The following is a 17,233-nucleotide window of genomic DNA, read 5'->3' on the forward strand; positions in this document are numbered from 1 at the left end:
GAACGATCATTTGAGAGGGTTAAACGCGAAACTGATCCATCAAACTCTGCTGCTGATTCGCCAGGCTATTGAGCGACTGACTCACCCGCGCCGACTCATTGGCCTGCCCCGACAGCGACTCCGTCACATCCCGAATGGTCGCCACGTTGTTGTTGATCTCCTCCGCCACCGCGCTCTGCTCTTCCGCAGCAGAAGCAATCTGCAAGTTCATGTCGCTGATCACCGTCACCGCCTCACCAATCTGCCGCAGCGCCGTCACCGCCTGACCCACCTGTTCGACACTTCCCTGAGCCTGGCGATGGCTGTTGTTCATCGAGCCGACTACGTCCTGAGTGCCACTCTGCAACTGCTCGATCACCAGACGGGTTTCTTCGACAGACTCCTGGGTCCGGCGTGCCAGGTTGCGCACTTCATCGGCCACAACGGCAAAACCGCGTCCGGCTTCACCGGCACGAGCGGCCTCGATGGCGGCGTTAAGCGCCAGCAGGTTGGTCTGTTCGGCGATGGCCCGGATCACTTCCAGCACCGAACCGATCTTCTCGCTATTGGCCGCCAGGCCTTCGACTTGAACCATCGCTGCGCTCATGTCGGCGGCGAGGTTGTCGATGCTGGTGGTGGTGCGGTCGATCACGGTCAAGCCGCGACGGGTTGCCTGATCCGCATCCCGTGCCGCCTGTGCCGCTTGCGCTGCACTGCGAGCAACGTCTTGAGCAGTGGCGCTCATCTCGTGGGACGCGGTAGCGACCTGATCCACCTGACGGTATTGCTGCTCCATGCCGGCGCTGGTCTGCGTGGCGATGGCAGACGACTGATCCGCCGTGCTGCGGGCGTCCTGCACCGAGCGTTTGACCTCGGCAATGATCGGTTGCAGCTTGTCGAGGAAGCGGTTGAACCAGCCGGCCAATTGACCGAGTTCGTCCTGCTTGTCGTAGGCCAGGCGGCGGGTCAGATCACCTTCGCCGCTGGCAATGTCTTCGAGCATGTGTGCCACACCGAGGATCGGTTTGGTCACGCTGCGGGCCATCAGCCACACCAGCATCAGGCCAATCAACGCGGCCAGCACACCCAGGCCGAGTTCGATCAGGGTGCCGTCGGTGTTGCTGACATCGAGTTGTTTTTTCAGCGCTTCGGCCGGGCCGACCAGGACTTTCTCCGGCACGTCGAGCAGCACGCCCCAGGACTTGCCACCGGGAATTGGCTGGAACGGCGACAGCACTTTGAGTTGTTGATTATTGTGCAGGCTTTCGGTCTTGCTGCTGGCGGCGAGCATGCGGATCAGCTCGGCACCGTCGGTGTTGTCCACGGAATCCAAGCGCTGGCTGAGCTTGCTGGCGTCCGGGCTGTAGCCGGCCAGCAAACCGACCGGGCTGATGATGCTGACGTTGGTCTGGCCGTCATAGAGCTTCTTGCTCGCGCCCTGGCTGATGGATTGCAGGCTGTTGAGGTTGATGTCCACCGACAGCGAAGCGATGACTTTGCCGTTGACCATCAGCGGGAAAACGATGCTGGTCATCAGCACATTCTGGCCATCGATCTCATAGAAGTAGGGTTCGATCACGCAGGGCTTGAGGGTCGTGCGCGGGCAGGTGAACCAAGCGTTGGCCGGCTCGCCGCTGGGGCCGGTGCGGGTGTCGGCCATGTCGCTTTCGGGCAGCGCCATGAACGTCACCTTGCCCGGTGTCGGTTGCGACCAATAAAGGGCGAAGCGGCCCTTGTCGTTGCTGCCCAGCTCCGCTTGACCGGCGAACAGATCGTCCTTGCCATCCAGCGCATTGGCTTCGAACACCAGCGACAGACCGAGCAGTTCCGGGTTGGCTTGCAGGGCCGACTTGACCTGACGAGTCAGGTCTTCACGCAGGTCAAAGGCATCGAGGAAGCGCTTCTCGGCCTGGTCGCGCAGGAACAGCACCTGACGCGAAAAACCGTGGCCATATTGATAGGCGTCCATGAACTGCTGGCGAATCCCCAGCGCCTGGTTTTCACCCTGGGATTCGATCCGGGCCTGGGCGGCTTCGGTGAGCATCTCCATGCTCGAGGCTTTCACCAGCGCGGAGCTGTGCTCCATGCGATACAGCGAAAGACCCACCAGCAGGGTCACGATAGCCGCCAGGCAAAGCCCGGCCAGCAGGGTGATTTTCCATTGAATGGAAAGTTGTCTGAGCGACATGGAGACGTCCTTATTCGATAAGTATCTGAGACTTTGCACTGTAGCGGCGGCAAATCGGCTTTCTTGAGGCTTGCAGCTTGCGGCTGCTTCCTTCAAAGTGCGCGCCCTCTAATAAAACCCTCTCTTTAATCCGCTGGCGGCTCTTTGCAGACTGCCGGCCGGGCTCATTCCGTTTGCCTTGAGGTAACGATGATTAATGCAGTAATTGCCGCGGTTGGCGTCATGCTGATCCTCAGCCTGTCCCGCGTGCACGTAGTAATCGCGCTGATCGTAGGCGCGCTGGTGGGTGGTTTGACCGGTGGCCTGGGCATCGACGCGACACTGAAAGCCTTCAACAGCGGCCTCGGTGGCGGCGCGACGGTCGCGTTGTCCTATGCATTGCTCGGCGCTTTCGCCGTGGCGATTGCCAAGTCCGGCCTGGCCCATGCCCTGGCAGACAAAGCCTTGCTGATGGTTGACCGCCAGCACGCCAGCGGTGGCCGCCAGGTCAAATGGCTGTTGATCGGTTTGCTGTGGGTGGTGGCCATCGCGTCCCAGAACATCTTGCCGATACATATCGCCTTTATTCCGTTGCTGGTACCGCCACTGTTGTATGTCCTGACCAAGCTGCAGCTGGACCGCCGGCTGATTGCCTGCGTCATCACGTTCGGTTTGATTACGCCGTACATGTTCCTGCCTGTGGGTTTCGGCAACATCTTCCTTAATGAAATCCTGCTGGCCAACGTCGCCCGTAGCGGCGTGGACATCAGCGGCATCAACGTCACCCATGCCATGGGTATTCCGGCATTGGGCATGGTCGTCGGGCTTGCGGCAGCGTTCGTCAGCTATCGCAAGAAGCGCGTCTACGATCTGGAAAAGATCGAGCAAGTCGAACAGGTGGCGGTGCAGTACAACCCGCTGAGCCTGATGGTGGCCGGTCTGGCCATCGCAGCAGCGTTCATCATTCAGCTGCTGCTGGACTCGATGATCATCGGCGCGCTGGCGGGTTTCCTGATCTTCTCGGTATCGGGCATTGTGAAGTGGCGCGACACCGATGACCTGTTCACTGAAGGCATGAAAATGATGGCGATGATCGGCTTCATCATGATCGCCGCGTCCGGGTTTGGCGAAGTGATTAAAGCCACCGGGCAAGTGCAAACGCTGGTCGAAACCTCGGCTTCATGGATCGGCCACAGCAAAGCCATTGGCGCGTTGCTGATGTTGTTGGTGGGCCTGTTAGTGACCATGGGCATCGGCTCGTCGTTTTCCACCGTACCGATTCTGGCGGTGATTTTCGTGCCGTTGTGCGTGCAGCTGGGCTTCAGCCCATTGGCGATTGTTTGCATCGTCGGCACTGCTGGCGCCTTGGGTGACGCCGGTTCGCCAGCCTCGGACTCGACCCTCGGCCCGACCTCCGGCCTGAACATCGACGGCCAGCACCACCACATCTGGGACACCGTGGTCCCGACCTTCCTGCACTACAACCTGCCGCTGCTGGCGTTCGGCTGGGTGGCTGCGATGGTCCTGTAACCGCACCCAAGTGCAGGTGCCTAAATTCGGCTACGCCGAATACCTGCCGAAGTGGGACATGGCGGTCGGTACTTCGGTGAACCTTGACGGTATCGAAGCGCAAGTCGCGCTGGTTGAGGCCAAGGTTCAGGAGTGCATGCAAGGCGTGGTGCTGAGCATCGTCGGGATTGCCGTATCAATTCAATGAACGCGCAGATCGCCAGCGCTGCCGAAGAGCAGACCGCCGTGGCCGAAGAGATCAACCGCAGCGTGCATCAGATCACCGTGGCCGTGGACAGCGTCGCCGATGAAACCCAACTCGGCGCCCAGACCTCCCGCAGCCTTGCTGACCTTGGCCAACGTTTGGGCAAATTGGTGGGTCAGTTCCGTATCTGAGCCGCGACGCATTCCTTGTAGTAGCCGAACGCAGGCTGCGCCAGCTGCTACTGGGGGTTATGGCCTGTCCCAGTACGGCACCGCTCCAAAACACTCGACATAGAAATCGATCACCGTCCGCACCTTCACCGATAACCGGCGGCTGCCGGGCCAGAGCACGGCAATCTGCTGCGGCTCAAGGCTGTTGGACACCTGATACGCCCCGAGCACCGGCACCAGCGTGCCGTTGCGCACCGCTTCACCCATCAGCCACGACGGAAACATCACCAACCCCAAGCCTTGTTCCGCGGCTTGAGTCAAGGTGTCGGCGTGGTTGCCGGTGATCGGTCCCTCCACCGAGTAGGGCGTCCAGTCCTGCTGATCCTTGCGGAAAAACCAGCGTTGCTGGCCGGTCACGCCTTTGTAGGCCAGGCATTGATGCGCGGCCAGTTCTTCGGGATGGTGCGGCGTGCCGTGATGTTCTAAATAGGCCGGGCTCGCGGCGACTTGAAAGCGATGGGGCGCCAAAATGCGCGCCTGCATGCTCGAGTCGGGCAGCGGGCCGATCCGAAACAGCAGGTCGGCGCCTTCCTGCAGCGGGTCGACGTAGCTGTCGGTCTGCTGGCCCATGCCGTGAGTTTGCTGGACGTGCCGAAATGGCAGCTCAGCGGTGCGCTGTTCGGTGTGGTGTACATGATGGTGATGGTCGGCGCGGTGCCACGGGTCGGCACGGCGGTGGCGGCGGTGGCGACGGTGGCGGTAATCGTCGGGCAACTGGGCATGGGAATGTTGATCGATAACTTTGGCTGGCTGGGGAACCCGGCGATCGAGTTGTCGAGTAGCCGGATGCTGGCGATGGTGTGTCTCGCGTTGGCGTTGGTGTTCATGTATCGCAGCAGTACGCGGCAGGGCTGACGCAAGCTCCTACACTGGTTATACGGGCCGCGTTCGCGGTAACCGGACGACCACAACCATGGAGTCAGACTCATGATCAGCAGTGACAGTAAATGCGACTGCCCCAAGTGTTCCTGCAAACTGGGCGAACACCCGATTGCGCGCCACGGCAAGCACTATTGCTGTGAGGCGTGTGCCAAGCACCACGAACATGGCGAAGTATGTGCAAGCAAGGGCTGTAAGTGCGCCAAAGGCTGACATCAGCCACGCACACGCACAGAATGTGGGGCCTATTCGGGCTCCACTTCCAGCTTCAGGCTTTGATCCTCCAGCTGTTCAATATGGCGAATGATGCCATTGAGTCGCCGTCCGTCCACCCTCACCAACAGCGTTTTTGCCTGTTCCAGATCTTGCGGTATAGGTGACTGGACGCGCAGTGCGAAGCGGGTCGGGTCATGCTCGACTTGTTCAAGGCCGACCTGACACTCGGCGCTTTTGGTGATTCGACCGAACAGCGTATCGAGGCCGTAGTCGATGTGTGCCGTGCTGGTGAGTTGCGTGGTTTTCATGCGCCGATCCCTCCAAATGTCCAAAGCCGCGCCATCTGTTAATTCGCCGGCCGCCACTTGACGTTTTCCACGCCAAATTTCTCAGCCATCGGCTTGCTGGTTTTTTGCACCTTCTCTCGGCCGAAGCGAGGGATTCGTCCGACCCCCGCGTCGCAACTTGCCCAATGCCAAGCCTCCGCGTTATCCATCTTGTCCAGGCGGATGATGAAAGACTTGGACGTGCCATGAAGGGTGTATTCAATGACGAAAAGTTTTGCGTTGTTCATAGAGCCCGTATTCCTCCCTGTGGTAATACAAGGATCGTTTGGGTTACGGAAAATTCACTCGGATTGTCAGATGGATGCCGCCAGTAGCGACGAGACTGGTGGCTCGTTACCCTGCCATCTCTGAAAACCCCCAATGGCGGTGCATAAAAGTCCCTTTTCGTGCGAGGCCCGGTTCTGTGGGTTTGCGCGGTTATGTAGCGAAAACGCTTATATCAGCGACTCGCAAACGTTTGCACAAGGCATACCGGTTTTGCTCAGCGCACGGAAAAGGCTAGGAAATGGTTGGGTTAGCTGTCCTTCGGTCAAGGATTCGCGGGGCCTCTGGGCAATGACGTTGATGTAGACTCCTCGGCAATGACTTCACGAGGTGTGCCCCCCCATGAGCGAACCGATTCGACTGACCCAATACAGCCACGGCGCAGGTTGCGGCTGCAAGATTTCTCCCCAGGTGCTGGAGGTGATTCTGGCCGGCAGCGGGGCGCAGAACCTTGACCCGAATCTCTGGGTCGGCAACGCCTCACGCGATGACGCGGCGGTGTATGCCATCGATGACGAACGCGGCGTGGTGTCGACCACCGACTTCTTTATGCCGATCGTCGACGACCCGTTCGATTTCGGCCGCATCGCCGCCACCAATGCCATCAGCGACATTTACGCCATGGGTGGCGATCCCTTGATGGCGATTGCGATCCTTGGCTGGCCTGTTAACGTACTGGCGCCGGAGATTGCCCGGGAGGTGATTCGCGGTGGGCGTTCGGTCTGCGATGAAGCGGGGATCCCGCTGGCCGGTGGGCATTCCATCGACGCACCGGAACCGATCTTCGGCCTCGCCGTGACCGGTTTGGTGCAAAAGCGCCACATGAAGCGCAACGACACCGCCACCGCCGGTAGCCTGCTCTACCTCACCAAACCTCTGGGCATCGGCATCCTCACCACCGCCGAAAAGCAGGGCAAGTTGCGCCATGCCGACATCGGCCTGGCCCGCGACTGGATGTGCACCCTGAACAAACCCGGCAGCCGCTTCGGCAAACTCGAGTGCGTCACCGCGATGACCGACGTCACCGGTTTTGGCCTGCTGGGGCATTTGGTGGAAATGGCCGACGGCAGCAACGTGACCGCTCGCATCGAGTACGACCGTGTGCCGCGTTTGCCGGGTGTCGAGTATTACCTCGACCAAGGCTGCGTGCCGGGCGGGACGCTGCGTAATTTCGACAGCTACGCCAGCAAGCTGGGGCGTCTTCAGGAAATGCACAAACGCGTGCTCTGCGATCCGCAGACCAGCGGTGGCCTGCTGGTTGCGGTCACCCCCGAAGGCAACGAACACTTCCTCAACGCGGCTGCCGAACTGGGCCTGACGCTTGAGCCGATGGGTGAACTGATCGAGCGACAGACCAACGCGGTTGAGGTGTTTTAATGTCTATGGACTCCACCGATTACCGCGACATCTTCCTCAACGACCGGCCGATGATGGATGCCCGCGCGCCGGTCGAATTTCTCAAAGGTTCGTTCCCAGGTGTGGTCAATCTGCCGTTGATGAACGACCACGAGCGGCAACAGGTCGGCACTTGCTACAAGCAGCACGGTCAGCAAGCCGCCATCACGCTGGGGCACCAGTTGGTGTCCGGCGAGATAAAAACCGCTCGCATCCAGGCCTGGGCCGATTTTGCCCGGGCGCATCCTGATGGATATTTGTATTGTTTTCGCGGTGGTTTGCGTTCGCAGATCGTTCAGCAATGGCTCAAGGACGAGGCGGGCATCGACTATCCGCGCGTCGGTGGCGGTTACAAGGCTATGCGCACCTTCTTGCTCGACACGGTCGATCAGGCGCTTGCCCAGTGTGATTTTGTCTTGCTGGGCGGCATGACCGGCACTGGCAAAACCGAAGTGCTCACGCAGTTGAGCAACGGGCTGGACCTTGAAGGTCACGCCAATCATCGCGGCTCGAGTTTCGGTAAACGCGCCACCGGCCAACCCTCCAACATCGATTTTGAAAACCGCTTGGCGGTGGACGTGCTGAAAAAGCGCGCCCATGGCATCGAGCAGTTTGTGCTGGAAGACGAGAGCCGCATGGTCGGCAGTTGCGCCTTACCGCTGCCGCTGTTTCAGGGCATGCAACAGTTTCCGATGGTCTGGCTTGAAGACAGCCTGGAAGGGCGGGTCGAACGGATCCTGCGCGATTACGTGGTGGACTTGTGTGCCGAGTTCATCGGCGTGCATGGCGATGAAGGATTTGCATTGTTTTCCGAGCGCCTGCTGGAGAGTCTGAACAATGTGCAGAAACGTCTGGGTGGTGAGCGCCATCGGCGGATGTTGATTTTGATGGAGGACGCGTTGGCGGTGCAGGCGAGCAGTGGGGCAGTGGACCTGCATCGGGGCTGGATCGAAGGGTTGCTTCGCGAGTATTACGACCCGATGTATGCGTTTCAGCGGGAGAAGAAGGGGGGGCGCATTGAATTCGCCGGGGAGCGGGCTGCCGTGCTCGAATACCTGCGAGAGCGTAGCCGCCAGAGGGCTGAGGGTTAATCAGCGCCGCCCTGATCAATCCGCTGCAGCCGACACTTACGTCGGACAGGTCTCGCGCCCGTTATCCAGGCCTTGCTTGTAGGCGTGGCTCTGCACGCTGGCCTTGCCGTTGTGCCAGGTCAGGGTGAGCACGTACAGCGAGTCGTAGTCGCTGGACTCCCAGTCATCCGTGATGTTCTGTTTCTTGCCGACGGCTTCTCCAGCGACTTTGTTGATCAGCTCGGGCAGGTAGCCGTGGGACCAGGCGGTGTAGATGACCGAGTTGTGATACTTGTCGTGAAGCAACTCATCCGCCAGGTCACTGGTGTCGTTGGCCGAGAAATTGATGTTCACCGGCAAGCCGAGCTTGATCGCGCTGGGGCTGATGGTCATCAGGGGGCGGATGTAGCTGTAGGAATTGTCCAGTTCGCCTTCCTCGACATTGCGTGTCGGGTTGGCGGCAAACACGTAATTGGCCTTGCCGAATTTTTCCGGCAGCAAGGTGGCCAGGTCGATGGCGCGATTCAGACCTTGGCAGTTGAGCTGGCCTAGGCCACCTGCGGGTTTTTCCGCGTGACGCAGGAACACCAGCGTCTGGGTGCCGTCTGCCGGTTGAGCGCGGCTTTCGCTGGCAAGGGACAGGAACAGCGCGCTGGCCACCAACAGGGAGGGCAGGACGACATACGCGCGATGTTTGAAGCGTTTGACGAGTTTCAAAGGGTTCATCATTTGAATAGGTGATCTTCAGCGCATTCGGTTAAGGCTGACAAACCTTTACACCGCGAGCTCCCAGCTTCGGGTGTTTTCCATGTCGTTGAGCCGGTCCGTTCCGAAAGGGCAACCTTCAGAGTCCTCTGAAGCCCATTGGTTCGATCCGAGCAAGTGCGCAGCACTGTAGCGGCAACCTGAGATGGGTTTGAACAGAGGTTATCGACAGGATGTTGCGGTTTTAAGTAAGAAGCGATGAATCCTGGATTATGCTCAACCCCTTTCTTTGTCGACGGATGCTCCCATGACCGATTTGTCCGCATTCCCCATCACTCAAAAATGGCCCGCCCAGTACCCTGAGTGGATCCAGCTTTACTCCTTGCCGACACCCAATGGCGTCAAGGTGTCGATCATGCTCGAAGAGATCGGACTGCCCTATGAACCGCATCGGGTGGGCTTCGATACCAGTGATCAGATGTCCGCCGAATTTCTTTCGCTGAACCCCAACAACAAGATCCCGGCGATCCTCGACCCCCACGGTCCGGGGGACAAACCCCTGGCGCTGTTCGAGTCCGGGGCGATTCTGATCTACCTGGCCGACAAGAGCGGGCAATTGTTGGCCCAGGAATCGGCAGCGCGTTACGAAACCATTCAGTGGCTGATGTTTCAGATGGGCGGAATCGGGCCGATGTTTGGCCAGCTCGGTTTTTTCAACAAATTTGCCGGCAAGGACTACGAGGACAAACGCCCGCGCGACCGCTACGTCGATGAAAGCACACGCCTGCTCAATGTCCTCAACAACCGTCTGGAAGGGCGCGACTGGATCATGGGCGAGCGTTACACCATCGCGGACATCGCGACCTTCCCCTGGGTGCGCAACCTGATTGGCTTCTATGAGGCCGGCGAGCTGGTGGGCATCAAGGACTTCCCGAACATCACGCGGGTGCTGGAGCGCTTCCTGGCGCGGCCGGCGGTGATGCGCGGGCTGGAAATCCCCATGTAAAACACTTCGATTTGATCAAGACCAAGGCAGGCCATGCACTCATTCGATTTCAAGCAAGTAGATGTCTTCAGCCGCGTTGCACTCAAGGGCAATCCGCTGGCAGTAGTGTTCGGCGCCGATGAGCTCAGCGATGAGCGCATGGCGGCGTTTGCCAGTTGGACCAACCTCAGCGAAACCACATTCATACTCGAACCGCGCGACCCTCGCGCCGACTACCGGGTACGGATCTTTACCACCCTGAACGAATTGCCATTCGCCGGACATCCGACACTGGGCACCTGCCATGCCTGGCTTGAGGCCGGTGGCGTGCCCAAGGGCGAAGACATCATTCAGGAGTGCGGCGTGGGGCTGGTGCGGGTTCGTCGACAGGGCACGGAGCTGGCCTTTCTCGCGCCGCCTCTGATCAGAACCGGGCCGGTGGACGCCGATTTGAAGGAGCATGTGCGGTCAGGGCTCGGGCTGGAGCATGGCGCGATTGTCAGGGCCCAGTGGGTCGACAACGGGGCTGGATGGCTGGCAGTAATGGTCGAGGATCGCCAGCAGGTGCTCGACCTGCAACCGGATCATTCGCAAATGCTTGGCCTGGCCGTCGGTGTCATCGCGCCCTGGCATCCCGAGCGCGATGGCGATGGTGCACAGTTCGAAGTGCGGGCGTTTGTCTCCGGCGACGGCATGCCGGAAGACCCCGCCACCGGCAGCCTGAACGCCGGGATTGCCCAATGGCTGCTCAGCGAAGGACTGGCGCCGTCTTCCTATGTGGTCAGCCAGGGCCTGACGATGGGCCGCGCCGGGTGCATTCAGGTCGAGCAAGTGGGCGACGAGATCTGGATCGGCGGCGCGGTGGTGACCTGCATCAGCGGAACCCTGACGCTTTAAGAGGCCTGTAGCAGCTGCCTCGCGGGCTCGGCTGAGCCGCCGAGAAGCCGTGCGCGAATCACTGATGGATGAGCAGGAAGGCGCCGACGCGCTGATGGTCAAACCGCCGGCGCGTACCTGGACATCATCAGCGGGCGCCGAAAAACGGTCGAATCCCGTGACCCCGGAAGTACCGCTCAATCACCTTGGGATCGGCAGAGTTGTCGGCAATCGCCACGTACGTATCCGGCCGCAACAGATAAAACCCGTTACGCCCCAGGCCCGCCGCTTCAAACGCCGGCCGCCAGTCAAACACATGCAACGGCAAATGATGTTCGTGGCACCAGGCGATCATTTCGTCGCTGGTGTCGCCATACACATGCACCTGCCAGGTTGGACACTTCAGTGATTCGAAATTGTCCCCCTCACCGTCGTGAGCCCAGGGCAGGCGGTCGCCACCGTGAACATGACCGGCAGCGCCCATGCTCAAAGGCATCCCGCGATAATTCAGGGTGATCTGCGACACCGTCCGAAACAGAAACTCGCGGGATGCCTCAAACGATGCCATTTTCGGAATCACGAACGGCGCCAGACGCGTGCGCAGCAAATCGGCCATGCGCCCTTCGGCCGTGACGAAACTGAACACCCGATCGGTGGTGGCGACCAGTTTGCGGGCAAACGCGATGCGCTCGGTTTCATAACTGTCGAGCAGTTTTACCTCGGCGCCGCCGTTCAACACCGCCGCGAGTTTCCAGGCGAGGTTGATGGCATCGCCAATTCCGGTGTTCATGCCCTGGCCACCGGCGGGGCTGTGGACGTGGGCGGCGTCACCCAAAAGAAACGCGCGCCCGGTGCGAAAGTGGTCCGCCACCCGATGATGCACGCGGTAAGTCGAGAACCAGTTCACCTGTTCAATCTGCACCTTCAAATGTTCGATGGCCCGGCTGCTGACGTCTTCAAACTGAAGGGCTTCGGCATGATCGGCGCGCTCGCCGCGTACGGTGCCGATCAGGCGGGCGCGGCCTGTACCAGCCAAGGGAAACACCGCGAGAAAATCCGCTTCGTCGAGATCCACATGCAGTTCGCCGTTGAACGTCGGCCCGCTGGCCTGCACGTCGGCGACGTAGAAAATCTGCTGGTAGGTGCCACCCGGGAAACCGGTGTCCAGGGCCTTGCGCACAATCGACCGGGCGCCGTCACAACCCGCTAGATAGCAGGCCTGACAGGTTTCCAGCTGACCATCGGGCAGGCGCAGATGGGCGGTGATGCCGTCGCCGGTTTCCTCGAAACTTTCCAGTTCGGTCTTGCGCTCCACCCTGATGCCAAAGGCTTCGAGGCGATCTATCAGCAGCCGTTCGTGCTCATCCTGAGGAAAGATTTCGAGGAATGCATAAGGCGTCAGGCCTTCGCCGATGCGGGTCAGGGGCAAACGCGCCACGGGTTCGCCCTTGACCCAGAAGTTCGCCGCGCCCACGCGATGACCGTTCTGCACAATGGCAGTGCTGAGGTCGAGCTGGCGATACAGCTCCAGCGTCCGCGCCTGGACGGCCAGCGCCCGCGAAGTGGTGCCGGGTGCAGACGTCTTGTCGAGGATCCGCACTTGCACGCCAAGCTTGCTCAGCCACAACGCCAGCACCAACCCGGTCGGGCCGGCGCCGATGATCAGTACGTCGCTACGGTTCATGAGCCCGCCCTCCGCGGTGTGTGGCTCAAGTATGGTTCAGCCCAGGCGTGAGGTCAGACAGGCTGCCCAACGGAACAGGGGGCGGCAGCCACAGTCATAGCCTGCGCCATGCTATTGGTCGTATGGTTAACCCGGCTCAACGGATTTGATGGAGCAACATGCAAGCCAATCGATTGATGATGAGTGTCGCCGCGCTGCTGGTTCTGGCCGGTTGCGGTTCTCAGCGAACGCAGGAACTACCGGCGCGCAAGCCCGCGGAGGTCAAGGCCGAGATCGTGCGCCTGCTGCCGGCCAAAGCCACTGATCGCCAAGGCTGGGCCACCGATATTTACGCAGCATTTGCTGCTCAGAACATTTATCCATCCACCCAAAACCTGTGCTCGGTACTGGCGGTCACCGAGCAGGAATCGACCTTTCAGGTGGACCCGCCGGTACCGGGCCTGGGCAAAATCGCCCGCGAGGAGATAGACCGCCGTGCCGACAAAGTCCATATTCCCGGCCTGCTGGTGAGCGGTGCGCTGCAGGTGAGTTCATCTAACGGCAAAAGCTACAGCGACCGCCTCAATGCGGCGCGCAGCGAAAAAGAGCTCAGCGCGATTTTCGATGATTTCATCGGCATGGTGCCCATGGGCCGAACGCTGTTCGGTGGCTTCAACCCGGTGCACACCGGTGGGCCGATGCAGGTCAGCATCGATTTCGCCGAGCAGCAGGCGAAGGCGTATCCGTACCCGGTGAACGGTTCGATCCGGCATGAAGTGTTCAGTCGTCGCGGTGGCATGTACTTCGGTATCGCCCACTTGCTCGGTTATCCGGTGACCTACAAACAACCGTTGTATCGCTTCGCCGATTTCAATGCCGGTTGGTACGCCAGTCGCAATGCCGGTTTTCAGAACGCGGTGAGTCGCGCTTCGGGCATACCGCTGGCGCTGGATGGGGACCTGGTCCGTTACGATTCCATCATGCCTGGCACCACGGAATTGGCGGTGCGCACCCTCGGCAAGCAGCTGGGCATGCGCAATCCGACCATTCGGGACCAATTGGAGGAGGGCAAAAACGTCGAGTTCGAGGACACCCAGCTCTATGCGCGGGTTTTCGCTTTGGCCGAGCAGGCGGAAGGTCGGCCATTACCGCGTGCGGTGTTGCCCGGGATCGTGCTGCAAAGCCCGAAAATCACCCGCAAACTCACGACGGCTTGGTTCGCCAAACGGGTCGATGAACGCTATCAGCGATGTATGGCACGTGCGGGCAAGTGACCGACCGCAACACACAAGCGTAAAAAACCCGGCTGATGAGGCCGGGTTTGTCATTGAGTACCGCGGTAAAACCATTCATTTATGCAGCGCCTATCAACAAGGCGCCAGTCGTGCTCAGGTGTTTGCTGCCGGAACCTGGGGCGGGGGGATCGCGGCACTGGGGTGATCGCCGTCAGATCACTTTCACCGCTCGGCCGATGAACTGAATCGGCCCCGTAGGTTTGCCGGTCGGCGAGCCATTGGGGTTTTCCAGGGTCAGCTCGAACAGCTGGTCGGGTTGCAGTGGCGGCAACTTGTCCAGCGGCACCGAGAGCATCTGCCCCGGTTTGACCAAGCCCAGGGACACCGGTCCTTGCCAGCCTTCAGCTTTGGTCCAGAACTCCAGTGCCTTGTCGGCCGGAACTTCCGCCACGCCCAGTGGGATCAACTGGATTTCCCTTGGATTGCTGGCCTGAATCACCCAACCCGGCGCTTTGTCCTGAGGGGCGACCAGTACCACCAGATAGGTCGGTTTGACCGTGGTTTGCGTCAACATCAAGGCGCCGAGCAGCAAGGTCGCCGCTAGCCCCGCCCCCGCGAGCCCGCGCCACAGCGGCAGGAGGTTCCACCAGGATGACGACGCAACCGCCGCCCCTGCTGGTTGCCGGTTCAAGGCATGCACACTGCGCTCGATGCGCGGCCACAGGTGTGGCGAGGGTGCCAGGGGTTCGGCGAAGTCAGTCAGGTCGAGCAAGCGGCGCTCCCAGGTGTCGACCGCCGTGCGCAGTTCGACATCGTCGCGCAGGCGTTGTTGCACCTCTGTACGTCGCTGTGCCGGGAGCGTGCCCAGCACATACTCGCCGGCCAGCTCGTTGAGCTCTTCCGGGGTTTCATTCGCAGGTCTGGTGATCATCCCATGCACTCCCGCAATGCCGTCAGGCTCCGTTTGATCCAGGCTTTGACGGTGCCCAGCGGAGTGCCGAGTTTGTGTGATATTTCAGCGTGGGAATAACCGTCGACGTAGGCGTGCAGAATGCAGCTGCGCCGCGCAGGTTCCAGTCGTTCCAGACACAGATGAATGCGTGACGAGTGGACCTGAGCATCGAAGGTTTCAGCGTTATCCTGCATGTCGATCTCGCCCTGAACCTCGCGGCTGTTGTCACGGATGAAATTGAGCGCCAGATGCCGGGTCACGCTAAACATCCAGCCTCGCGCCGAACCCCGCGCCGGGTCGAACCGCGCGGCGCCGCCCCAGATCTTGAGGAACGCATCGTGGACAATATCCTCGGCCAGCGCAGTGTCGCGTACCAGGCGTTTGGCAACCCCCAGCAGGCGCGGACTTTCCTGCACATACAAATCCTGCAAGGCCTGACGCTCGCCGCGAGCGCAGGCGGCCAGATGGGCTTCGTAATCGAAAAGGGGTTGGGGCAAGGACACAGTGCTCAGCCGTCAAAGTGGGCAATAGCCCCGGACCAGAGGACCGGGGCATGTGCAGAGCAGCGTAGACCAATTTCCCGCAGGACTGGTTTCAGTTGGCCGCCCAGAAAATATAGTCCGCCTGATACTTCACCGCTTCCTGCTTGCCCTTGTTGGCGGCCGTGCACTCGGCGCTTGGGGCCACGCCACCCTTGAGGGCTACGCGCTGGATGTAACTCACGTCGCTCATCGCGCCTTTGCCCTCGGCCGGGTTGGCCTTGACCAATTGGTAGGGGAGATTGCCCGGGCTCGACGGTGCTACGGCCAGTTGGGTGCCGGTGACTTTCGAGCCATCTTTCGCCTGCCAGGTAGCGGGGGGGCCGAAGTAGGTGCCGACCTGTTTGCCGCTGCGATCGTTGAGCACCGCTTTGGGGCCGACAAAAACCCATTCGGTCTGGCCGGCTGCATTGGCCTTGTCACGGCATTCGTAGGTAATCTCGCCGACCCCGGTAGTTTCCATGGCGACCTTGTGCCCGTCCGGCACCTTGATGCTGTCGGGCAGACCCGTCTGGGCATAAGCTGCAGGTATGGCAGCGAGTAAACCGGCAAGGCAAATCAGGTGTTTGGCGTTCATGAATTTCTCTCCGAAAATGAGTAACCCGCTCGGCAGCATCAGGGCTGCTACAGGTACTACCCATCGGAAAGCGATTTGGATGCAGTGGGTAAAAGAAATTTCTAACATTGCCAGCGTCAGCTGCTACAAAGAGACAATCGCAAGGAGGTGTTTATGTACCAGCTCTACGGACACAAGAACTCTGGAGCTGCGGCGATAGAAGCCGCCCTTGAGCTCTGCGATATTGCTTATCGCTTCATCGACGTTGAATCGTTCCCGGAGGCGGCCAAAGCCCTGGAGAAACTTAACCCGCTCAAGCAGATTCCGACACTGCAATTGCCCGACGGCAGCGTTCTCACCGAGAGCGCGGCGATTCTGATTCACCTGGGGCTCACCTTTCCCAAGTCGAACCTGCTGCCGAAAAGCGCCCCCGCGCGGGATCAGGCCATTCGCGGCCTGGTGTACATCGTCAGCCATTGCTATTCGGCGATTGGCATCATCGATTACCCGGAGCGCTGGTTGGCCGAGGCGGATGAATCGTCCAGGCAAAATCTCATGGCCGGCACCCGCGCGCGACTGCACTGGAGTTGGGAGGTGTTTGCCGATCAGTTTTCGGGCGATTTGTACCTGGGCGATGAAACGCCGGGGGCGCTGGATGTGCTGGCGGCGGTGGTTTCCAGATGGGCGGGCAGTCGGGAACATTTACGCAGTGCAAGGCCTGGGTTTTTCGCCTGGCTGGAACGCATCGACCGGCACCTGACACTGGCACCGGTCTTCGCGCGGCATTGGCCGGCCTGAAAAGGTCTGCTCTTATTCGCCGCGGATGTACTGTTCCAACTGACGAATCAGTTCAGCCTGTTCGGCGATAGCCTCCTTGACCAGGTCGCCGATCGACAGCAAGCCGATCAATGCGCCGTTTTCCACCACCGGCAAGTGGCGCAGGCGTTTGTCGGACATGATGCCCATGCAGGTTTCGACGGTTTGATGGGTGTCCACGGTGATGACCGGCGAGACCATGATGTCTTCGACCGGCGTACCGACGGAGGAGCGGCCCTTGAGCACGAGTTTGCGCGCATAGTCGCGCTCGCTGATGATGCCGACGACCTCGCCATTCTTCACGACCGGCAATGCGCCGACGTTTTTCGCGGCCATGACCATCAACGCTTCCAGCACCATTTGATGCGGCGCAATGATGTGGACTTCATGATTCTGTTCAGCCTTTAACTTCAGCAGTTGGGCGACGGTTTTCATGGCGGATTCTCAGGTGTTTTCGTTGTCCTTGAAGAATCGTAGACCCAGGCGCTGAGGGCAAGGGAGAAAGCGGCAGATAACACGCAAAAAACGTCATTCAGCGGTTTTTCTTCGGAAAACCTTACGTACCCGGTCGATAAGCGCCCGGAGCCGTGCAGGAACATGCCGATCGGCCGGGTAATAAAGACAGAGGCCGGGATGGGTGGCGTC

Annotated in this window: 18 protein-coding genes and 5 pseudogenes; 12 read left to right on the forward strand and 11 right to left on the reverse strand. The window is 60.3% G+C overall.

Features of this window, described 5'->3' with window-relative positions:
* Positions 1-19 precede the first annotated feature (19 nt).
* Both ACYZTU_RS10170 and ACYZTU_RS10175 read right to left on the reverse strand, forming a co-directional pair.
* Complete coding sequence (locus ACYZTU_RS10170; protein ID WP_371918049.1) at positions 20-775, reverse strand: methyl-accepting chemotaxis protein; 756 nt, start codon at positions 773-775, stop codon at positions 20-22.
* Between the two features lie 102 nt (positions 776-877).
* A pseudogene (locus ACYZTU_RS10175) lies at positions 878-2,167 on the reverse strand (cache domain-containing protein); the annotation flags it as partial.
* Between the two features lie 192 nt (positions 2,168-2,359).
* On the opposite strand from ACYZTU_RS10175, the gene ACYZTU_RS10180 reads away from it, so the two are divergent.
* The 3 genes and pseudogenes from ACYZTU_RS10180 to ACYZTU_RS10190 form a co-directional block, all read left to right on the forward strand.
* On the forward strand, positions 2,360-3,676 hold the full coding sequence (locus tag ACYZTU_RS10180; RefSeq protein ID WP_461971002.1) for a Na+/H+ antiporter family protein: 1,317 nt from the start codon (positions 2,360-2,362) through the stop codon (positions 3,674-3,676).
* Positions 3,677-3,686: 10 nt separating this feature from the next.
* A complete protein-coding gene (locus ACYZTU_RS10185; protein WP_461969860.1) occupies positions 3,687-3,863 on the forward strand; it encodes a hypothetical protein in 177 nt (58 codons plus the stop codon).
* Positions 3,851-4,051: pseudogene (locus ACYZTU_RS10190) on the forward strand (methyl-accepting chemotaxis protein); the annotation flags it as partial. The gene ACYZTU_RS10185 and the pseudogene ACYZTU_RS10190, both read left to right, overlap by 13 nt.
* A 57-nt stretch (positions 4,052-4,108) precedes the next feature.
* Here ACYZTU_RS10190 and ACYZTU_RS10195 read toward each other — a convergent pair.
* Positions 4,109-4,654 (reverse strand): annotated as a pseudogene (locus tag ACYZTU_RS10195) (substrate binding domain-containing protein); the annotation flags it as partial.
* Between ACYZTU_RS10195 and ACYZTU_RS10200 the strand changes: the two are divergent.
* Positions 4,655-4,945, forward strand: a pseudogene (locus ACYZTU_RS10200) (DMT family transporter); the annotation flags it as partial. It abuts the pseudogene before it with no gap.
* Between the two features lie 72 nt (positions 4,946-5,017).
* Positions 5,018-5,182: a metallothionein gene (locus ACYZTU_RS10205; RefSeq protein ID WP_449644034.1), complete on the forward strand. Its 165-nt coding sequence runs from the start codon at positions 5,018-5,020 to the stop codon at positions 5,180-5,182.
* Between the two features lie 32 nt (positions 5,183-5,214).
* On the opposite strand, the gene ACYZTU_RS10210 is transcribed toward ACYZTU_RS10205, so the two are convergent.
* Together ACYZTU_RS10210 and ACYZTU_RS10215 are read right to left on the reverse strand one after the other, a co-directional pair.
* The gene (locus tag ACYZTU_RS10210) at positions 5,215-5,493 is read right to left on the reverse strand and encodes a hypothetical protein (protein ID WP_461969862.1); all 279 of its coding nucleotides are present in this window, start codon (positions 5,491-5,493) and stop codon (positions 5,215-5,217) included.
* Positions 5,494-5,531: 38 nt separating this feature from the next.
* Complete coding sequence (locus tag ACYZTU_RS10215) at positions 5,532-5,759, reverse strand: DUF6555 family protein (RefSeq protein ID WP_461969864.1); 228 nt, start codon at positions 5,757-5,759, stop codon at positions 5,532-5,534.
* Between the two features lie 379 nt (positions 5,760-6,138).
* Here ACYZTU_RS10215 and selD point away from each other — a divergent pair, with 379 nt between their 5' ends.
* The gene (gene selD, locus ACYZTU_RS10220) at positions 6,139-7,173 is read left to right on the forward strand and encodes a selenide, water dikinase SelD (RefSeq protein ID WP_461969866.1); all 1,035 of its coding nucleotides are present in this window, start codon (positions 6,139-6,141) and stop codon (positions 7,171-7,173) included.
* A complete protein-coding gene (gene mnmH, locus ACYZTU_RS10225) occupies positions 7,173-8,282 on the forward strand; it encodes a tRNA 2-selenouridine(34) synthase MnmH (RefSeq protein WP_461969868.1) in 1,110 nt (369 codons plus the stop codon). Before selD ends, mnmH begins: the two co-directional genes overlap by 1 nt.
* 36 nt (positions 8,283-8,318) lie before the next feature.
* Here the strand turns inward: mnmH and ACYZTU_RS10230 are convergent, their stop codons facing one another.
* The gene (locus ACYZTU_RS10230; protein ID WP_461969870.1) at positions 8,319-8,990 is read right to left on the reverse strand and encodes a histidine phosphatase family protein; all 672 of its coding nucleotides are present in this window, start codon (positions 8,988-8,990) and stop codon (positions 8,319-8,321) included.
* A 283-nt stretch (positions 8,991-9,273) separates the two neighbouring features.
* Here ACYZTU_RS10230 and ACYZTU_RS10235 point away from each other — a divergent pair, with 283 nt between their 5' ends.
* The 3 genes and pseudogenes from ACYZTU_RS10235 to ACYZTU_RS10245 all read left to right on the forward strand — a co-directional run.
* Complete coding sequence (locus ACYZTU_RS10235) at positions 9,274-9,972, forward strand: glutathione binding-like protein (protein ID WP_461969872.1); 699 nt, start codon at positions 9,274-9,276, stop codon at positions 9,970-9,972.
* 33 nt (positions 9,973-10,005) lie between these two features.
* Entirely contained in the window at positions 10,006-10,848 is an 843-nt protein-coding gene (locus tag ACYZTU_RS10240) for a PhzF family phenazine biosynthesis protein (protein ID WP_461969874.1), read from the forward strand.
* Between the two features lie 31 nt (positions 10,849-10,879).
* Positions 10,880-10,992: pseudogene (locus ACYZTU_RS10245) on the forward strand (porphobilinogen synthase); the annotation flags it as partial.
* Here the strand turns inward: ACYZTU_RS10245 and ACYZTU_RS10250 are convergent.
* Positions 10,976-12,511 (reverse strand): FAD-dependent oxidoreductase, encoded by a 1,536-nt coding sequence (locus ACYZTU_RS10250; RefSeq protein ID WP_461969876.1) that lies wholly within the window; start codon positions 12,509-12,511, stop codon positions 10,976-10,978. The pseudogene ACYZTU_RS10245 and the gene ACYZTU_RS10250 sit on opposite strands and share 17 nt — an antisense overlap.
* A gap of 158 nt (positions 12,512-12,669) precedes the next feature.
* Here ACYZTU_RS10250 and ACYZTU_RS10255 point away from each other — a divergent pair, with 158 nt between their 5' ends.
* Entirely contained in the window at positions 12,670-13,764 is a 1,095-nt protein-coding gene (locus tag ACYZTU_RS10255; protein ID WP_461969878.1) for a DUF1615 domain-containing protein, read from the forward strand.
* Positions 13,765-13,936: 172 nt separating this feature from the next.
* Here the strand turns inward: ACYZTU_RS10255 and ACYZTU_RS10260 are convergent, their stop codons facing one another.
* The 3 genes from ACYZTU_RS10260 to ACYZTU_RS10270 form a co-directional block, all read right to left on the reverse strand.
* Entirely contained in the window at positions 13,937-14,656 is a 720-nt protein-coding gene (locus tag ACYZTU_RS10260) for an anti-sigma factor (RefSeq protein ID WP_461969880.1), read from the reverse strand.
* Complete coding sequence (locus ACYZTU_RS10265) at positions 14,653-15,174, reverse strand: sigma-70 family RNA polymerase sigma factor (protein ID WP_461969882.1); 522 nt, start codon at positions 15,172-15,174, stop codon at positions 14,653-14,655. Before ACYZTU_RS10265 ends, ACYZTU_RS10260 begins: the two co-directional genes overlap by 4 nt.
* A gap of 97 nt (positions 15,175-15,271) precedes the next feature.
* The gene (locus ACYZTU_RS10270) at positions 15,272-15,793 is read right to left on the reverse strand and encodes a DUF3455 domain-containing protein (RefSeq protein WP_461969884.1); all 522 of its coding nucleotides are present in this window, start codon (positions 15,791-15,793) and stop codon (positions 15,272-15,274) included.
* Between the two features lie 153 nt (positions 15,794-15,946).
* On the opposite strand from ACYZTU_RS10270, the gene ACYZTU_RS10275 reads away from it, so the two are divergent.
* Positions 15,947-16,570: a glutathione S-transferase gene (locus ACYZTU_RS10275; protein ID WP_461969886.1), complete on the forward strand. Its 624-nt coding sequence runs from the start codon at positions 15,947-15,949 to the stop codon at positions 16,568-16,570.
* A gap of 12 nt (positions 16,571-16,582) precedes the next feature.
* On the opposite strand, the gene ACYZTU_RS10280 is transcribed toward ACYZTU_RS10275, so the two are convergent.
* Positions 16,583-17,023 (reverse strand): CBS domain-containing protein, encoded by a 441-nt coding sequence (locus ACYZTU_RS10280; protein ID WP_461969888.1) that lies wholly within the window; start codon positions 17,021-17,023, stop codon positions 16,583-16,585.
* Between the last annotated feature and the right edge of the window lie 210 nt (positions 17,024-17,233).

It is taken from the genome of Pseudomonas sp. HLT2-19-2, from assembly GCF_054898005.1.

Excerpts from the sequence above, each read along its gene's own strand:
- ACYZTU_RS10170 (WP_371918049.1), bottom strand. The coding sequence starts at position 775 with ATGGAGCAGCAATACCGTCAGGTGGATCAGGTCGCTACCGCGTCCCAC.
- ACYZTU_RS10205 (WP_449644034.1), top strand. The coding sequence starts at position 5,018 with ATGATCAGCAGTGACAGTAAATGCGACTGCCCCAAGTGTTCCTGCAAA.
- ACYZTU_RS10210 (WP_461969862.1), bottom strand. The coding sequence starts at position 5,493 with ATGAAAACCACGCAACTCACCAGCACGGCACACATCGACTACGGCCTC.
- ACYZTU_RS10215 (WP_461969864.1), bottom strand. The coding sequence starts at position 5,759 with ATGAACAACGCAAAACTTTTCGTCATTGAATACACCCTTCATGGCACG.
- selD (WP_461969866.1), top strand. The coding sequence starts at position 6,139 with ATGAGCGAACCGATTCGACTGACCCAATACAGCCACGGCGCAGGTTGC.
- mnmH (WP_461969868.1), top strand. The coding sequence starts at position 7,173 with ATGTCTATGGACTCCACCGATTACCGCGACATCTTCCTCAACGACCGG.
- ACYZTU_RS10230 (WP_461969870.1), bottom strand. The coding sequence starts at position 8,990 with ATGATGAACCCTTTGAAACTCGTCAAACGCTTCAAACATCGCGCGTAT.
- ACYZTU_RS10235 (WP_461969872.1), top strand. The coding sequence starts at position 9,274 with ATGACCGATTTGTCCGCATTCCCCATCACTCAAAAATGGCCCGCCCAG.
- ACYZTU_RS10240 (WP_461969874.1), top strand. The coding sequence starts at position 10,006 with ATGCACTCATTCGATTTCAAGCAAGTAGATGTCTTCAGCCGCGTTGCA.
- ACYZTU_RS10250 (WP_461969876.1), bottom strand. The coding sequence starts at position 12,511 with ATGAACCGTAGCGACGTACTGATCATCGGCGCCGGCCCGACCGGGTTG.
- ACYZTU_RS10255 (WP_461969878.1), top strand. The coding sequence starts at position 12,670 with ATGCAAGCCAATCGATTGATGATGAGTGTCGCCGCGCTGCTGGTTCTG.
- ACYZTU_RS10260 (WP_461969880.1), bottom strand. The coding sequence starts at position 14,656 with ATGATCACCAGACCTGCGAATGAAACCCCGGAAGAGCTCAACGAGCTG.
- ACYZTU_RS10270 (WP_461969884.1), bottom strand. The coding sequence starts at position 15,793 with ATGAACGCCAAACACCTGATTTGCCTTGCCGGTTTACTCGCTGCCATA.
- ACYZTU_RS10275 (WP_461969886.1), top strand. The coding sequence starts at position 15,947 with ATGTACCAGCTCTACGGACACAAGAACTCTGGAGCTGCGGCGATAGAA.
- ACYZTU_RS10280 (WP_461969888.1), bottom strand. The coding sequence starts at position 17,023 with ATGAAAACCGTCGCCCAACTGCTGAAGTTAAAGGCTGAACAGAATCAT.